Source organism: Candidatus Eisenbacteria bacterium, assembly GCA_005893275.1.
In the GTDB taxonomy this organism is placed as follows: domain Bacteria; phylum Eisenbacteria; class RBG-16-71-46; order SZUA-252; family SZUA-252; genus WS-7.
The window spans coordinates 20111-36366 of the sequence record VBOW01000066.1 but is presented as its reverse complement, the minus strand read 5'-3'; the positions used below and the strand labels follow the sequence as shown (position 1 = coordinate 36366).

Annotated in this window: 15 protein-coding genes; all 15 read left to right on the top strand. The window is 69.1% G+C overall.

Annotated elements, in window-relative coordinates; all coding sequences use genetic code 11:
* On the top strand, positions 1-2074 hold a 2074-nt coding region (locus E6K76_10840), incomplete at its 5' end, for a PKD domain-containing protein (protein ID TMQ57334.1).
* 234 nt (positions 2075-2308) lie between these two features.
* Positions 2309-2815, top strand: coding sequence for a low molecular weight protein arginine phosphatase (locus E6K76_10835; GenBank protein ID TMQ57333.1), 507 nt, complete (start codon positions 2309-2311; stop codon positions 2813-2815).
* Between the two features lie 23 nt (positions 2816-2838).
* Positions 2839-3801, top strand: coding sequence for a branched-chain amino acid transaminase (locus tag E6K76_10830; protein TMQ57332.1), 963 nt, complete (start codon positions 2839-2841; stop codon positions 3799-3801).
* A gap of 11 nt (positions 3802-3812) precedes the next feature.
* Entirely contained in the window at positions 3813-5099 is a 1287-nt protein-coding gene (locus E6K76_10825) for a serine hydroxymethyltransferase (GenBank protein ID TMQ57331.1), read from the top strand.
* 128 nt (positions 5100-5227) lie between these two features.
* Entirely contained in the window at positions 5228-6109 is an 882-nt protein-coding gene (locus E6K76_10820) for an AAA family ATPase (GenBank protein ID TMQ57336.1), read from the top strand.
* The gene (locus E6K76_10815; protein ID TMQ57330.1) at positions 6106-6981 is read left to right on the top strand and encodes a DUF58 domain-containing protein; all 876 of its coding nucleotides are present in this window, start codon (positions 6106-6108) and stop codon (positions 6979-6981) included. Before E6K76_10820 ends, E6K76_10815 begins: the two co-directional genes overlap by 4 nt.
* Before the next feature lie 6 nt (positions 6982-6987).
* Positions 6988-8046, top strand: coding sequence for a hypothetical protein (locus E6K76_10810; protein ID TMQ57329.1), 1059 nt, complete (start codon positions 6988-6990; stop codon positions 8044-8046).
* Between the two features lie 2 nt (positions 8047-8048).
* Complete coding sequence (locus E6K76_10805) at positions 8049-9035, top strand: VWA domain-containing protein (GenBank protein ID TMQ57328.1); 987 nt, start codon at positions 8049-8051, stop codon at positions 9033-9035.
* Between the two features lie 4 nt (positions 9036-9039).
* Positions 9040-10038 (top strand): VWA domain-containing protein, encoded by a 999-nt coding sequence (locus E6K76_10800; GenBank protein TMQ57327.1) that lies wholly within the window; start codon positions 9040-9042, stop codon positions 10036-10038.
* Entirely contained in the window at positions 10035-10709 is a 675-nt protein-coding gene (locus E6K76_10795) for a hypothetical protein (protein TMQ57326.1), read from the top strand. The genes E6K76_10800 and E6K76_10795 overlap by 4 nt, the downstream gene beginning before the upstream one ends.
* The gene (locus tag E6K76_10790) at positions 10660-12501 is read left to right on the top strand and encodes a protein BatD (GenBank protein TMQ57325.1); all 1842 of its coding nucleotides are present in this window, start codon (positions 10660-10662) and stop codon (positions 12499-12501) included. Before E6K76_10795 ends, E6K76_10790 begins: the two co-directional genes overlap by 50 nt.
* Positions 12498-13241, top strand: a complete 744-nt coding sequence (locus E6K76_10785) for a hypothetical protein (GenBank protein TMQ57324.1) — start codon at positions 12498-12500, stop codon at positions 13239-13241. Before E6K76_10790 ends, E6K76_10785 begins: the two co-directional genes overlap by 4 nt.
* A 19-nt stretch (positions 13242-13260) precedes the next feature.
* Positions 13261-13974, top strand: coding sequence for an SDR family NAD(P)-dependent oxidoreductase (locus E6K76_10780; protein ID TMQ57323.1), 714 nt, complete (start codon positions 13261-13263; stop codon positions 13972-13974).
* The gene (locus E6K76_10775; GenBank protein ID TMQ57322.1) at positions 13974-15095 is read left to right on the top strand and encodes a deoxyhypusine synthase; all 1122 of its coding nucleotides are present in this window, start codon (positions 13974-13976) and stop codon (positions 15093-15095) included. The genes E6K76_10780 and E6K76_10775 overlap by 1 nt, the downstream gene beginning before the upstream one ends.
* Positions 15092-16255, top strand: coding sequence for a hypothetical protein (locus E6K76_10770; GenBank protein TMQ57321.1), 1164 nt, complete (start codon positions 15092-15094; stop codon positions 16253-16255). The genes E6K76_10775 and E6K76_10770 overlap by 4 nt, the downstream gene beginning before the upstream one ends.
* Position 16256: the final 1 nt, after the last annotated feature.

Sequence of the window (16256 nt, the reverse complement as noted above, 5' to 3'; positions counted from 1 at the left end):
CCCCTCGACCGGCAACGCCCCGCTCTTTGATACCGCTGACGCCTCGGGCTCCAGCGACTCCGATGGGAGCGTCGTCTCCTATCGGTTCGACTTCGGCGACGGCACCATCGTCGGGCCCCAGGCCTCTTCCACCGCGACGCATACGTACGCGGCCGGCAACTGGACCGCGAACGTGCTCGTCACCGACGACCGCGGAGGAACGGCCACCGCCTCGGTCCCGGTGGCCGTGACCTGTGGTGTCATCACGGGGCCGAACCTGGTCGGCAATCCGTCCTTCGAGACGAACACCACCGGATGGAGCGGCAACGGTGGGGGGACGATCCAGCGTGTCGCCGGCGGGTTCGACGGCGGCTTCTCCCTGGAGATCCGCGGCCCGGCCACCGGCACGCCGAAGTTCGGGGTGAATGACGGCCCCAATTGGGTCGCCTCGACCCCGGCGGCCGGCACCCTGTATCGCTTCACGGCCTGGGTCCGCTCGTCCGCCGCGACCGGCAAGGGCTCCCTCCGCGTGCGGGAGTACCAGGGAAGCTCTCAGAAAGGCGTTACCACCGAATCGCCCCTGGTCACCCTCATCCCGGCGTGGCAGAAGGTCACGGTCGACTACACCGCTACCATCGCCGGGACCACGCTCGATCTCCAGGTGCTCGACGCTCCGGCCGTGCCGGGTGAGGTCTTCCAGACCGACAATATCTCGATCCAAATCGTGACCGTCCGCTCGTGCGCGGATCGGGCTCCGGCGGTGACCGCCCCGGCGACGGCGACCGTGCAGGCGGGGAGCCTGCTCACGGTCTCTGTGACGGCCTCCGATCCGGACGGGGAGGCGATCACATCGCTCACCGCGGACCTCACGGGGTTGCCGGCGGGGAATGATGCTCAATTCTCCTCGCCCTCGCCGCACACCTCGGGGAGCTTGACCTGGACTCCGGCCGGCGGAAACGCGCGCCCGGCCCCGTACAACGTCACGTTCACCGCGGCGAACGCCCTCTCGGGCTCGGCCACCACCGCGATCACGGTCGTGCCGCCGAATCAGAATCCGACGGCCGTGCTCACCATCAGCCCCTCGACCGGCAACGCCCCGCTCTTTGATACCGCTGACGCCTCGGGCTCCAGCGACTCCGATGGGAGCGTCGTCTCCTATCGGTTCGACTTCGGCGACGGCACCATCGTCGGGCCCCAGGCCTCTTCCACCGCGACGCATACGTACGCGGCCGGCAACTGGACCGCGAGCGTGCTCGTCACCGACAACGCCGGAGGCACCGCAACGGCGTCCGCCTCGGTAACCGTAACGAGCGCCGGTCTCGGACCCAACCTGGTCGGCAATCCCTCCTTCGAGACGAACACCACTGGATGGAGCGGCAACGGCGGGGGGACGATCCAGCGTGTCGCCGGCGGACTCGACGGCGGCTACTCCCTGGAGATCCGGGGCCCGGCCACCGGCACTCCGACATTCGGCGCGAACGACGGCCCCAATTGGGTCGCCTCGACCCCGGCGGCCGGCACCCTGTATCGCTTCACGGCCTGGGTCCGCTCCTCCACGGCGGCCGGCAGGGCCCTCCTCCGCGTGCGGGAGTACGTGGGCGGCTCCCAGAAGGGCGTCACCACGCTCTCGCCCGCGGTCACGCTCACACCGACCTGGCAGACGGCCACCGTCGACTACACCGCCGCCGTCTCCGGATCCACCCTCGACTTCCAGGTGCTCGACGCGCCCGTGGCGACAGCAGAGGTGTTCCAGACCGACAACATCTCCATCCGGATCGTAGGCGGGGGTCAGGCGGCCCCACAGATCACGGCACCGGCCTCGCCGGCCGCCGTCGTGGCGCCCAACCCGTTGCGCCCCGATGCCACGGTCGCTTTCACGACTTCCCGAGAGGGAGCGGTCAGCCTGCGGATCTATGACGCCACAGGGCGCCGGGTTCGCACCCTTCTGAGGGAAGCGCACATGCCCGCAGGACGCCACGCCGTGCGCTTTGACGGCCGCGACGCGACGGGGCGGCGGCTCGCTGCCGGAATCTACTTCTATCGCCTCGAGGCCGGAAGGGAATCGACAGAAGGGCGGGTCCTCATCATCAAGTAATATCGAACGGGATATCTGGACGGGCTCGGAGCGACGCATAGCCGGACACCTCCGGCTCTTCTCAATTACGCATTGTCGGTCCAGAGTGAATCTGTCCCCTTCAGCCGCCGGGCCTCCGTGACTCCCATCAGTATTGGAAGGACACTGCCCGGAAGGTCCACTTGACGCTGCCGGGCCCGGCTCCTACACTCGATTATTCGATGGAGCCTCGTTCTCTTGCCCGAAGTGAGGTTCATGTACCAAGTCCTGGTGATTTGCACGGGGAACACGTGCCGCAGTCCGATGGCTGAGGGAATCTTGCGATCGCTCCTCCCGAAAGACCTCGCCGATGTGACGCGCGTCGTCTCCGCCGGCACCGGCGCCACCGAAGGCGCCCCCGCAACGCATCTCGCGGTGGAGGTCTGCGCCGCGATCGGGGTGGACCTCTCCTCGCACCGCTCGGCTCCGCTCACCGCCGGGCTCATCCGCGCATCGGATCTGGTCCTGGGCATGGAGCCGCAGCACGTCGAGTACGCGCGGGGGCTCGCGCCTGAGGCGGCGGATCGAGTCCACCTCATCACGGAGAAAGGCGCGGCGTCCGCCAACCGGGCCCCCGAGGGAGTCCTCGACCCGATGGGCGGGAGCGCCGACCAGTATCGTGACACGTTCAACAGGATTCGCAGCCACCTCTTGGAATGGATTCCGGTGATCCGAGAATCGGTCGAGCGACGCGAGGGCGTGCGGCGCTCGAGCGGACCATGACACCACGCCGGAAGGAGGAAGGCATGGCGCGTGAATCGAGCGGCCTGATCTGGATGAACGGGAAGTTCGTGGCGTACGAGGATGCGAAAATCCACGTCCTCTCCCACGTCGTGCACTACGGCTCGAGCGTGTTCGAAGGGATTCGGGCGTACGCCACACCGGGCGGCACGGCGATCTTCCGCCTCGACCGCCACGTGCAGCGCATGCTCGACTCCTGCAAGATCGCGCGGCTCGAGTGTCCTTACGGGTATGACGAGCTGATGGACGCGATCCGGGACACCGTTCGCAGGAACGGCGGCGGGGCGTGCTATATCCGGCCTGTGGTGTACCGGGGCTTCAAGACGCTGGGCGTGAATCCGACCGGCGTTCCGATCGACGTCGCAATCGCGACGTTGAACTGGGGGAAGTACCTCGGCAAAGACGCGCTGGACCACGGCATCTCGGTCAGGGTCTCCTCGTGGCAGCGGCAGGCGCCGAACACTTTCCCGGCGATGGCGAAGACCGGCGCCAATTACCTGAACAGCCAGCTGATCAAGCTCGAGGCGGTCGCCGACGGCTACGAAGAGGGAATCGCGCTCGACGTGTTCGGCTACGTCGCCGAAGGGAGTGGCGAGAATATCTTCCTCGTCCGCGGCGAGACCCTCCACACGCCGACGATCGCGAATGCAATCCTCCCTGGGGTCACGCGCGACTGCATCCTCACCCTGGGGCGCGAGATGGGGCTCGAAGTGCGGGAGGAGCAAATCCCGCGCGAGATGCTCTACATTTCGGACGAGGTGTTCTTCACGGGAACCGCCGCCGAGATCACGCCGATCACGAGGGTCGACAGGATCCCCGTCGGCACCGGAGAGGTTGGCCCCATCACGCGAAAGCTGCAGAAGGCGTTCTTCGATATCGTGGAAGGCCGCGTACGCGACCGCTTCGGCTGGCTCTTCCCGGTGGAAGCGCGCGGAAAAGTCCAGCGCGCGGCGAAGAAGGCGCGGTAGCCAAGCCCCCCATGACAACCGGATTCGGCGCCGCCGCCGCGGCGCGGCGCGAGGCGTCGCTTCGGTCCGTCGACCCGGAGATCGACCGGGCGATCCGCGCCGAAGTCGGACGGCAGCAGAGCACGCTCGAGCTCATCGCCTCCGAGAACTTCGTGAGCGAGGCGGTGCTCGAAGCCATGGGCTCGCCCCTCACGAACAAGTACGCCGAGGGCTATCCGGGCCGGCGCTACTATGGTGGATGCGAGCATGTCGACGTGGCCGAGTCGCACGCGATCGAGCGCGCCAAGGCGCTCTTCGGCGCGGAGCACGCCAACGTGCAGCCGCACGCGGGCGCTCAGGCAAACCTCGCCGCCTATCTGGCGCTCATGCCTCCCGGATCCACCCTCCTCGGGATGGCGCTGGCGCACGGGGGGCACCTCACCCACGGCCACAAGGTGAGCTTCTCCGGAATTCTCTTCAAAGCCGTCCAATATGGCCTTTCACCCGAAACCGGGCTGCTCGACTACGATCAGGTGGCGAAGCTCGCCCGGGAGGCGAGGCCTCAGGTGCTCGTGGCCGGCGCGAGCGCGTACCCGCGATTCTTCGATTTCCCGAAGCTCCGCGCGATCGCGGACGAGGTCGGCGCGAAGTTCGTCTTCGACATGGCCCACGTCGCGGGGCTGATCGCGGGAGGCGTCCATCCGAATCCCATTCCCTACGCAGATGTCGTCACATCCACCGCGCACAAGACCCTGCGCGGGCCGCGCAGCGGATTCATTCTCTGCAAGAAGGAGTACGCGAAGTCGGTTGATAAATCGGTATTTCCGGGTATGCAGGGCGGCCCCCTGATGCACATGATTGCCGCCAAGGCGGTTTGCTTCAAGGAGGCGTCAACCCCGGAGTTCCGGGCCTATGCCAAGCAAGTGGTCGCGAACGCGAAGGCGCTCGCCGAGGGGCTCAGCAAACGGGGGTATCGGCTCGTCACGGGAGGAACCGACAATCACCTCCTTCTCGTCGACCTGCGCGAGGCCGGGTTTTCGGGGGCGGACGGGGAGTCGGCGCTTCATGAAGCGGGAATCACCGTGAACAAGAACGCGGTGCCGAACGACCCCAGGCCCCCTGCCGTCACGAGCGGGATCCGGATCGGGTCCGCGGCGGTCACCACGCGCGGGCTGGCGGAGAGCGAGTTCCACCACCTGGCGGGTTGGATCGACGACGCGCTCCGGCACCGGGGGGAGCCCGCCGCCCTCGCGAAGATCCGCGCCCAGGTCGAGGAGCTCTGCCGGGCCTTCCCGCTTTACTCGAATCGGACTCAATAACCCCAAGCCGCGCCGCGTTGACGCCCCAGCTCACCATCGAAGAGCGAAACGCGAAGGTCCGTGAGGAGAGCGCCTTCCTCGGGACCCTCCTCGAGTCGGTGGAGTCGATCATCGTGGGGCAGACGGAAATGATCCGGCGGATCCTGGTCGGGCTTCTGGCGGACGGGCATCTTCTGCTGGAGGGCGTTCCGGGTCTCGCGAAGACCCTCGCGGTGAAGACGGTGGCCCAGGCGATCCAGGCGACGTTTCACCGGATTCAGTTCACGCCCGACCTCCTGCCGGCGGATTTGACCGGAACCCTGATCTTTGATCCCAGCAAAGGCTCGTTCGCCCCCAAGTTCGGGCCCGTTTTCACCCAGATCCTTCTGGCCGACGAGATCAACCGAGCGCCGGCCAAGGTGCAGAGCGCGCTCCTGGAAGCGATGCAGGAGCGGCAGGTGACGATCGGGGACGCGACCTATCCGCTCGAAAGACTCTTCTGGGTCCTCGCGACCCAGAATCCTATCGAGCAGGAGGGAACCTACCCGCTGCCCGAGGCCCAGATGGACCGCTTCCTTCTCAAGATTCGCGTAGGCTACCCGAGCCCCGAGGAGGAAGGGCTCATTCTGGATCGCATGGGCGGGGAGCCCCCGGCTCCTCCCGAGCCGGTGATCGCGGCCAAGAGGATCCTCGATTCGAGGCATCTGGTGAACGCCATCTATCTGGACGAGCGGATTCGAAAATACATTGTCGATCTCGTGCACGCCACCCGGGAGCCGGAGCGGTTCGGGCTCGACCTGAGGCCGCTCATCCAGTATGGCGCTTCCCCGCGCGCGACCCTCGCGCTCGCCCGCGGCTCGCGAGCGCTCGCGTTTCTCGAGGGCCGCGCCTACGTGACCCCGGACGATATCAAGGGGATCGCGCCGGATGTGTTCCGCCACCGCATCCTCCTCACCTATGAGGCCGAAGCCGAGGGCGTGCCGGTGGACGAAGTGACCCGCCGGATTCTCGCCCGCGTCGAGGTCCCGTGATCACGCCGGAGCTTCTGGCCCAGGTCCGGCGCCTCACGATCCGAAGCCGCAGGGCGGTGGAGGAGGTCTTCGCGGGCGCCTACCGGAGCGCGTTTCGGGGGAAGGGGCTCGAGTTTTCGGAGGTGCGCGAGTACGTCGCCGGGGACGACGTGCGCACGATCGACTGGAACGTCACCGCCCGGCACGGCCGGCCGTTCGTGAAGCGATTCGACGAGGAGCGCGAGCTCACGGTCGTCCTGGCCCTGGACCTCTCCGGATCGCTGCGGTTCGGAAGCACGGCGAGAACGAAGCGCAACACGGCGGCGGAGGCGGGCGCCTTGCTCGCGCTCGCCGCGAGCCGCAATCGCGACCGTGTGGGGCTTCTCCTCTTCACCGACCGGGTCGAGCTCTACCTTCCTCCATCCAAGAGCCGGGCGCGGTCGCTCCGGATCGTGCGGGATCTCGTCGCGTTCGAGCCCCGCGGCACGGGCACCGACCTCCACGGCGCGCTCGCCTTCCTCGGACGCGTGCTCCGCCGCCGCGCGGTTCTCTTCCTCATTTCGGATTGGTTCGCGGAATCCTTCGACCGGCCCCTGAACCTCCTCGCCCGCCGGCACGAGATCGTGGCGGTCGAGGTCCAGGATCCGCTCGAGGAGGACCTTCCCGCGCGGGGTCTCATCCAGGTCAGGGACCTCGAGACCGGTGTGACCCGGACGGTGAACCTGGGCTCCGCGGGCGCGCGGCGCGAATGGCGGGGCACCCGGGCCCGCCGGCAGCGGGTGCTCAAGGAAGTGCTCACGCGCGCGCGCGCGGACCGGATCCGTGTCACGTGCGGCTCGCCGGTCGCGCCCGAGCTGGTCCGGCATTTCGAGCAGCGCGCCTTCCGGCGCTGAATCGCGGTGTCCTCCGCCGGCCGAAGGCGTCTTCGAGGCGCGCTTCTTCTAGGGGTCGTTTGTTCCCTCGCCGGCTGCGGCGGGATCACGGGCACCGCGCCGCGGCGCGTGGTCGAGCGCGACGAAGCGTTGGGCGAGATCCACGTTCGGCTGCGGAGCGAGCTCAAGCCCGCGCGGGGAACCCTTGGAGACCGGGTTTCCTGGAGACTCGCCGCTTCGCTCGGTCCGGGCGCGCGGGCAGGAGCCGCTGTTCTGGGCAGCCTGCCCTCCTCCCTCGAGATCGACTCCACGAGAGCGCCTTCCCAGAGATCCGAGCACGGCGGATCCGTATGGTCGCGCGAGTACCTCGTGCGGGGGTTCGATCTGGGCGCGATCGAGCTCCCGCGGGCCGCCCTGCAGATTCACGTGGACGCCCTCGCCGACACCGTGGAGTTTCCGCGGGACACCCTGTTCGTGGATTCCCTCACCCCGGCCGCGACGGGCGCGATTCGGCCCGACCGCGGCCCCATCGACACGCCGCTCCGCCCCGTGGACTATGTCCTCGCCGGCTTCCTGGTCGCGGTGGCCGTGGCGGCGGTGGCGGCCATGATTGCGCGTTGGATCCGCGCCCGCGCGCGGCGGCGGCTCCCCGCCGCGGCGGGGCCGCCCGAGGCCCCCGAAGCGATCCTGAGCCGGGCCCTCGGCGCGCTTCGGAGCGAGTTCCCGGTGATTCCTCGCGATGTATTTTACGAGCGGCTCGCGCTTGCGTTGCGCGCGTACGTGGCGGCCGTGACCGGCGTGCCGGCCCTGGATCTCACCACGACCGAGCTCGCGAGAGAGCTGACAGGCGACCGGGTGATCGCGAAGGGTCGAGACGATCTGGTCGCGGCGCTCACGCGCGCCGATCTCGCGAAGTTCGCGCGCTTTGAGGACGAGGAATCGGAGGCGAGGGAGATCCTGCGTCTGGCGGGGTCGATCGCGGGGCGGCTGATCGCCCGGCCCAGACCGACGGAAACCCCGCAGCCTGGGGCCCCGCAGCCGCCTCCGCCCGGGCCGCCTTCGTCCGCGCGCCAGGGAGCGGCCTAGCGATGCGATTCGCCGAGCCCTGGTATCTCCTGCTTTTCATCCCGTTCGCGCTCACATTCTGGCTCGCGCGGAAGAGAGCCGCGTGGCGCGATCCCGAGCTGGGCTATTCGAGCTTGGCCGCGCTTCCGCCCGCCGCGGGGATCCGCGCGCGGTCCGCGCGCCTGCTTCCAGGACTTCGGCCCCTGGCCGTCGGGCTCGTCCTCCTCGCGGCCGCGCGGCCCCAGGCGGGGCGCGAGATGCGCGAGGTGGTGAGCGAGGGAATCGACATCATGCTCGCGATCGACCTCTCCGGAAGCATGCGCTCCGAGGATTTCCGGCCGCGGAACCGCCTCTTCGTCGCGAGGCAGGTCGCCAAGGAATTCGTCCGCGGGAGGGTCCAGGACCGGATCGGGCTCGTCGCGTTCGCCGGGAGGAGCGAGCTGATCTCCCCGCTCACGCTGGACTACGACGGCCTGTGCTCCCTCATCGACGGGCTGGATTTCGGACAGCTGCCGGACGGAACCGCCGTCGGAGCGGCGATCGCTCAGTCGGCGGAACGTCTCGACCGGGCGCCTGGGAAAAGCAAGGTGCTGATCCTGCTCACCGACGGAATCAATAATGCCGGCCCGGTCGATCCGGTCACCGCGGCGCGGCTCGCGAAGGCGGTCGGGGTCCGCATCTATGCGATCGGCGCCGGCACGCAGGGCGCGGCCCCGTTCCCGGTGGATGATCCGGTGCTGGGGCGTCACTACGTGTGGGTCGCGTCCGAAGTGGATGAGGCGACCCTGAAGGAAGTGGCCCGTGAAACACGAGGGCGGTATTTCCGGGCGACCTCGGCGGAGCTTCTGAGCCAGGTCTACCGCGAGATCGGCGCGCTGGAACCCTCGCGCGTCGAGATGCGTTCCTATACCCAGTGGGCCGAGTTGGGGCCGCGCGCCCTGGCGCTCGGCGGCGCGCTCCTCGCGCTGGAGCTCCTCCTCGGATTCACCGTGTTGAACCGGTATCCTTAACGCGATGCGCTGGTCCTCACCGCAGCTCATCCATCTGCTCTGGATCGTGCTCGGGGTCGCGCTCCTGGCATGGGTCGCGGCTCGCGAGCGGTTCCGCACCGAACGATCGCTCGGCGATCCGGAAGCGCTGCGGGCGCTGAGCGGGGAAGCCGGATCGCGTACCCGGGCGTGGCGCATCGGTCTTTCGCTCACGGCGCTCGCGCTGGCGGGCCTCGGGCTGATGCGGCCGCAGTCGGGGTTTCGCCTCGTGACAACCACGGCGCTCGGAGTCGATGCCGTGATCGCGCTCGACCTTTCGCGGAGCATGGACGCACCCGATCTCCGTCCGGATCGGCTCTCGGCCGCCAAGCGCGAGGCGCTGTCCCTTCTCACCGCGCTCGAGGGGTCGCAGATCGGGCTCGTGACGTTCGCGGGGTCGGCCAAGATCGTGAGCCCGCTCTCCACCGATCGCGAGGGGCTTGCGTCGATCGTGGAAACCGCGAGCACGCGGAACATGGATCGGCCGGGAACGGACCTGGGCGCGGCGCTGACGCTCGCCGCCCGCCTGCTGGCGCGGCCGGGGGAGAGACCGCGGGCCATCGTGCTCTTCTCGGACGGAGAAAACCTCGAAGGGGATCCGGGTCGCGCCTTGCAGAGCGTGAGGCGCGCGGGCGCGAGGCTCTATACGATCGGCCTCGGGACTCCCGAGGGGACGACGATCCCGGTGGTGGATACGACCGGCGCCGTGCGCGATGTGAAGCGCGACGCCGAGGGCAGAATCGTGATCACGCGGTTGGATGAGAAAACGCTCCGGAGCCTGGCGGAGCAGGGAGGAGGGCGATACGAGAGGGCGGATGGAACAGGACGGGCAGCGCTCCGACTCGTCGAGCCGATCCGGTCCGGAGGAGCCTACGAGGCGAAGGGGCGCTCGATCCGCGCGTACAACGAACGCTTTCCATGGTTTGCCGCGGCGGCGGGCGTGCTGCTCGTGATGGAGCGGCTCGTGCCGCGGCGGCGTCGATGAAGCGGGGCGCGGCGCTGCTCGTGCTCACCCTCACCGCGCTGGGGGCGATCTACGAGTGGGGCGGGCCCGCGCGGAAAGGGGTGCGCGCGCTCCGGGCCCACCGATTGGACGAAGCGCTCGACGCACTGCGCGCCGGTCGTTCCGAGATGCCCAGCTCGGCCGTGATCCCCTACGACGAGGCGCTGGCGCATCTCGGCAGAGGTGAGGCCGATTCCGCGCAAATCCGCTTCGGAGAGGCGATGACCCTTCGCGGGGATCCCGCCCGCGCTGCGGCGGCGTACAACATGGGGAACCAATCGATGCGCGCCATGCGATTCGCAGAGGCGGCGCGGTATTACCGCGAGGCGCTGCGCATCACCCCCAGGGATCTCGACGCCAAGCGAAATCTCGAAGAGGCGATCCGGCGCTTGCGGCAACCCCTCGGCCAGCCGCGACGTGAGCCGCAGGCCGGGGGCGCGGGGCCCCCGACGCCGGGTGGCCGGGAAAATCCCGTGCCGCAGCCGATGGGGGGCGGGGCAAAAGAGCCGAGACAAACGCCGCGGGGGTCGAGCGGGGAGTTCACGCGCGAGGAAGCGGAGCAGTGGCTTCAAGCGCTGGAGTCCGAGCGGCGGGCGAGGATGCATGAGGATCAGGGCCGCCGCCAGGAGGAGACCGGGCATCGTGATTGGTAAGACCGGGCTCATCGCGACCGCGCTTGCGGTCACTCTTGCCGCCGCAGCGCTTCCCCGCGCCTCCTGGTCCGGCGTATCGGCGAGCGGCAGGCTCTCCATCGAGGCGACGCTCGAGCCGGATCACGTGGCACCGGGCGAGGAGGCTACCCTGACGGTGCGGATTCGCTCGGCGGGGCTCAACCTCCCCGATGTGGATGTACGGCCGCTCCGGAACGTCGAGGTACAGCGCGCGGGAACGGCGCAGAATTTTTCAATGGTCCAAGCGCGGGTGGAGCGCACGTCGACGACCGTCTACCGGCTCATCCCACGAACGGAAGGGCTGGTGAGCATTCCGTCGCTTCGGATCTCGGTGGGTCGCGATCACGCGGAATCGGCGCCGCTCACCCTCACCGTGTCGCGCGCCGCCGCGTCGCGGGGTGCCCCGCCGCGCCCGGTCCGCGGAGCCGGAACGGGTCCCTCCGGGACGCCGGAGGTTTTTGTCAAGGCCACGGTGGACCACCCGCGCGTCTACTGGAATCAGCAGCTCGTGTTGAGCCTCAGGCTCTACTCGCGGGTCGACATCATCGGCGACGTGGACTGGAAGGCGCCGGGCACGAAGGGCTTCTGGAGCGAGGGACTCGGGCCGCCGCGTCAAGAGCGTGTGACCTTGAACGGGGTGGAATACGCGATGATGGAGATTCCCACCGCCCTCTTCCCGACCCGCACGGGAGCCCTGACGATCGGCCCGGCCCAGATCCGCTTCCGCGTGGCCCGCGTCATCCAGCCGCCGGATCCATGGAGCATGCTGGCGGTGCCCGAGGTCGTACCTCAAGACGTGGCGCTCACCAGCGACCCCATCACGATCACGGTGGACCCGCTTCCGCCTCGGGCTCCCTCCGGTTTTCGCGGGGCGGTGGGGGACTTCCGCTTGGCGCTCCACGTGGACGGGCTCACCGCGCGCGCGGGGGAGCCGGTCATGGCACGCGCGACCATACGCGGGACGGGCAACATCCCGACGATCCGTGATCCGGAGATCCGCGCTTTGGGCGCGGCGCGGGAGTACGTGGCCGGCTCCTCGAGCCGGACCGACCGAAGCGGGGACCGGCTCACGGGAGAACGCGAGACCGATGTCGCCTTCGTCGCGGACCGGCCCGGCGTCCTCGTGATCCTGCCCGTGCGATTGGTCTGGTTCGATCCGGAGGCGCGACGCTACCGGTCGCAAGCATCCGACAGCGTGAAGGTGCAGGTCCTTCCCGGAAATCTCGCGGAATCCCAGGCGGGCCGCGCTTCACCCGGTCCGCCGATCCTTGCCGCGCCCCGGCGTGCGAGCGGCCCGTTCGGAAGGCTCACGCTGGACCCGCCCGACGGCGGCACGGCGGTCTTCGGTTTCTCGGTGCTCGCCTATGGCGCCGCCATCGCGGCCGGGAGGATCCGCGCGCGGAAACATCGGGATCCCCGATTCCTGCGTCTGCAGTCGCTCGCCGCGCTCCTCGCACGGGATCTCGCGCGTGCTGAATCCTTCGCGTCGCAGAATCAGCCGGCGCGAGCCGCGGCGCTCGCGGAGAACGCGCTTCGGGCCGGAGCCGGATACCGGTTCGACGCGGATGTGGCAGGTCTGCCACGGGGGGAGCTCACCCGCATTCTTCGCTCGCGCGGCGCGGGGGAAGGCGAGATCTCGGCGCTCGAATCGCTCTTCGAGTCGCTCGAGGGAATCGCCTACGCGCCGCCGGAGACGCGGGGCGCCGACACCAAGCAGGCGCTCCGCGCGGTCCGGGCTCTGCTCGAGCGCTACCGCGGAGAGCTCGCGCGGTGAAGCAGGCGTGGGGCGCCCTGGGGCCCGCGATCGCGATCGCGCTGGTGACGGTGGTGGCGGGGCCGGCCTCCGCGCCGAACGGAGGGCGCGAGCCGCGCGCGGAGGTTGGGCGCGAGCCGCGCGTGGACGCCGCCGCCCTCTTTAACGCGGGCACCGACGCACTCTCCAGGGGTGATCCGGGGCGATCCGTCGCGTTTCTTCTCGCCGCGCAGAGAATCGATCCGCGCGCCCAGGATGTCCGAGCCAATCTCGCGATCGCACGGGCGCGCGCCGAGGCGACCCAGGGATCGGGGGAGCGGGAACGGACCCCGCAGTCGCCGGGAATCGCGCTCTCGACGGGGGAAGCATGGTGGGTCGCGGCCTTGCTTGCCCTGGCGGGCGCGCTGACCGGAGGGCTCGCGGCGCTTCGCCGAGCGCGGCGCGGTCTTTTCGTGGGCGGCACCGTGGTGTTGGCGCTCGGCGTTCTGGCGTCGGGCTGGCTCCTCCTGCGCGCCAGGGAGGAGCGGCGGCATCCGGAGGCGGTCGTCGTGGTGCCGGTCCTCGAAGTCGGGCCGGCCCCCGACGAGCAGCCGCGCTCTCCCTACCTCCTCGGCGCGGGAGAAGAGGTCCGGCTCGGCCGGACGCGCGGCGGCCTGGTCGAGATTCGGGTGAGCGGAAACGCGATCGGGTGGGCGCGGCGGTCCGGGCTGTGGCGCGTCGCCGACGCCGCACGGTATACTCCACCTTCTGTGTCGCGGTGAGTCGAATCGGAGAACGTCGATGACGGCAGGGTCTGCCTTTGTGACCGGCGGCACGGGTGGTCTGGGGCGCGCCGTGACCGGTAGGTTTCTCAGGGATGGGTACCGCGTCGCGGTGACCTACCGCGCCGAGAAAGAATGGGAGGAGCTGAAGCGGGAGCACGAGTCGTCCGCGCGAACCGGCTCCCTCCTGGGTCTACAGTCCGACGTGACCCAGGAGGAGTCGGTGCGGGAGTCGGTCCACGCGGCCGCCCGGCAGCTCGGCGACCTGCGCGTCCTCATCCACCTGGCGGGAGGCTATCGTGGCGGCGAGCGTCTCGAGTCCGTGGCTGAGAGCACCGTGCGCGGCATGATCGAGCTCAACCTGATCTCGGCGTTCTGGGCCGCGAAACACGTGATCCCGCACGTGAAGCAGACGGCTCACGGGCGGCTCCTCTTCGTCTCCTCGCGAGGCGCGGTCGAGTGCACTCCCGGCGCCGCAGCGTATGCGGCGGCGAAGCTGGGACTCCACGCGCTCGTCCAGACCCTGGCGAAGGAGCTGAAGAAGGAAGGCGTCACCGCCAACGCGATTCTCCCGAGCGTGATCGACACTCCCCCCAATCGCGCGGCGATGCCCGACGCCGATTTCTCGGCATGGGTGCCGCCGGACGCGGTCGCCGCGCTCCTCGCGTATTTGGCGTCGCACGAGGCCGCATGGACCTCCGGCGCGCTCGTACCCATCTATGGGAGGGCCTGATGGGCGCACGAAAACCGGAAGTGAGGAAGGGGCCCAAGATCGCGCCCGACCCGGTTTCATCGGGCATGACGGTCGAGCAGATGGTCGACTCCGCGTTCCTTGCCTACAATGCCGCGCGCCTGCGCGAGGGCTGCCGCCTCTTCGCCGAGCGAATGCTCGAGCCCGACGTCACGGTCGGGCTCACGCTGAGCGGGGCGCTCACGCCGGCCGGGCTGGGCCGATCCTGCCTGATCCCTCTCTTGAAGAACGGGTTTGTGGACTGGATGGTCTCGACCGGGGCGAATCTGTACCACGACACCCACTTTGGAATCGGCCTCTCGATGCACCAGGGGCGGAGCAATGTGGATGATGTGGAGCTGCGCGATCGAGGCATCGTTCGCATATTCGACATCTTCTTCGACTACGACGTGCTCCTCTCGACCGACGCTTTCTTTCGCGAGGTGCTCCGCTCCCCGGAGTTTCAGAAGCCGATGGGAACCGCGGAGTTTCACCACCGGGCGGGCCGGTACGTGCTCGAGCGGGAGCGCGCCCTCGGGCAAAAGGAGACCTCGCTCCTCGCGCAGGCACACGCGCTCGATGTCCCGGTCTATACCTCCTCTCCCGGCGACAGCTCGATCGGAATGAACGCCGCGGCCCTCGCGTTGGGTGGGGAGCCGATCCAATGGGACGTGTTCCGCGACGTGAACGAGAGCGCCGCGATCGTCCACGGCGCCAAGAAATCGGGCGGAAAGAGCGCCATCCTCATTCTGGGAGGTGGATCTCCGAAGAACTTCGCCCTGCAGACGGAGCCCCAGATCCAGGAGGTTCTCGGAATCGCCGAGTCGGGGCATGATTATTTTCTCCAGATCACCGACGCCCGCGCGGACACCGGCGGTCTCTCCGGGGCGACCCCCGGGGAAGCGGTCAGCTGGGGAAAGCTCGATCCGAACCGGCTGCCCGACGCGGTCACGGCGTACGTCGATTCGACGATCGCGCTTCCGATCCTGACCGCCTACGCTCTGGGCAAGCGCGCGGCGCGCCCGCTGAAGCGGCTCTACAAGAGGCGGGACGCCTTGCTCGAGGCGATCCGCGCGGCTCACCTGGACGCGACCGCGGGCGCGGCCAAGGAGAGCCGGTCGTGATCCGGCTCCCCTCCGCGAGCCGCGGGGGATCGTCCAGGGGCTGCATCGTTGGGACGCTCGCGACCCTAGGGGTGCTCGCGTGCTGCGGTCACGCCGTGGCCCAGGACCTCCGCCCGGCGCGCTTCTGCGGAGCGTGCCACGGGCAGATTCGCCGCGAATGGGAGACTTCCGCGATGGGGAAATCCTGGAAGAACCCAGTCTTTCAGGTCTTCCTCACCGACGCCAAGGCCGAGCTCGGCGAGAAGGTCCTCGCCTCCTGCGTCGCCTGCCACGCGCCGGCGGCCGCCGTGACGGCGGATTACAAATTCGAGTCGCCGGTGAGCCAGGAAGGCGTGACGTGCAACTTCTGCCACAACGTGAGCGCGGTCGATCCCTCCCCCAGTCCGGCTTCCTACACCTTCGACGCGGCCAATCCGCTCCTCATGCGCGGCCCGTACAGCGATTCCGATCCCGGGAGCGCCCATGGCTTCGTCTATAGCGAGATCCACACGAAGGGGGAGTTCTGCGCCGCCTGCCACGAGCACGCGGCGGCCGCGACCGGCGTCCCGATCGAAGCAACCTACAGCAGGTGGAAGGCCTCCAAGGCCGCCGGGGGCAAGCAGTGCCAGGATTGCCACATGCCTCTCCACGCCGGGGAGGCCGCTCCCAACATTTCGAAGAGGAGCCGGGGTAAGGTCCACGCCCACAGCTTCCGCGGCGCTCACGGGGTTGGCGCTCTCGACTCGGTCGTGGTGCTTGGCGCCGCGGTCGAGGGAGGGCGCCTGAAGCTCTCCGTCGCGAACCGCCGCGCGGGGCACGCGCTGCCGGGAGGCGGCGGGGGCATGCGGGAGATCGCGCTTTCGGTCACATTCTTCGGCGCGGCGGGGGAATCGCTGTCGTCGGCATCCGTGCAGACCTACGGCATCCAATACGCCGACGCGAAAGGCGCCACCCCGGTACCAAAGTGGCTCGCGGCGAAGGTCGTCCGCCAGGTCGAAATCCCGCCCGAGGGCACAGCCGTCGAATGGTGCGATATCCCGCCGAAGGCCAGGAGGGCCGCGGCTTTCCTCGTCTATCATTTCATCGATCCCGCCTATCTGCCCGCTCTGAAGCAGCGGCAGGTAGATCTGAGCGCGCACCAGCCTGTCGTGATGGCGCGCGCCGAAACGAAGCTACCCTGAG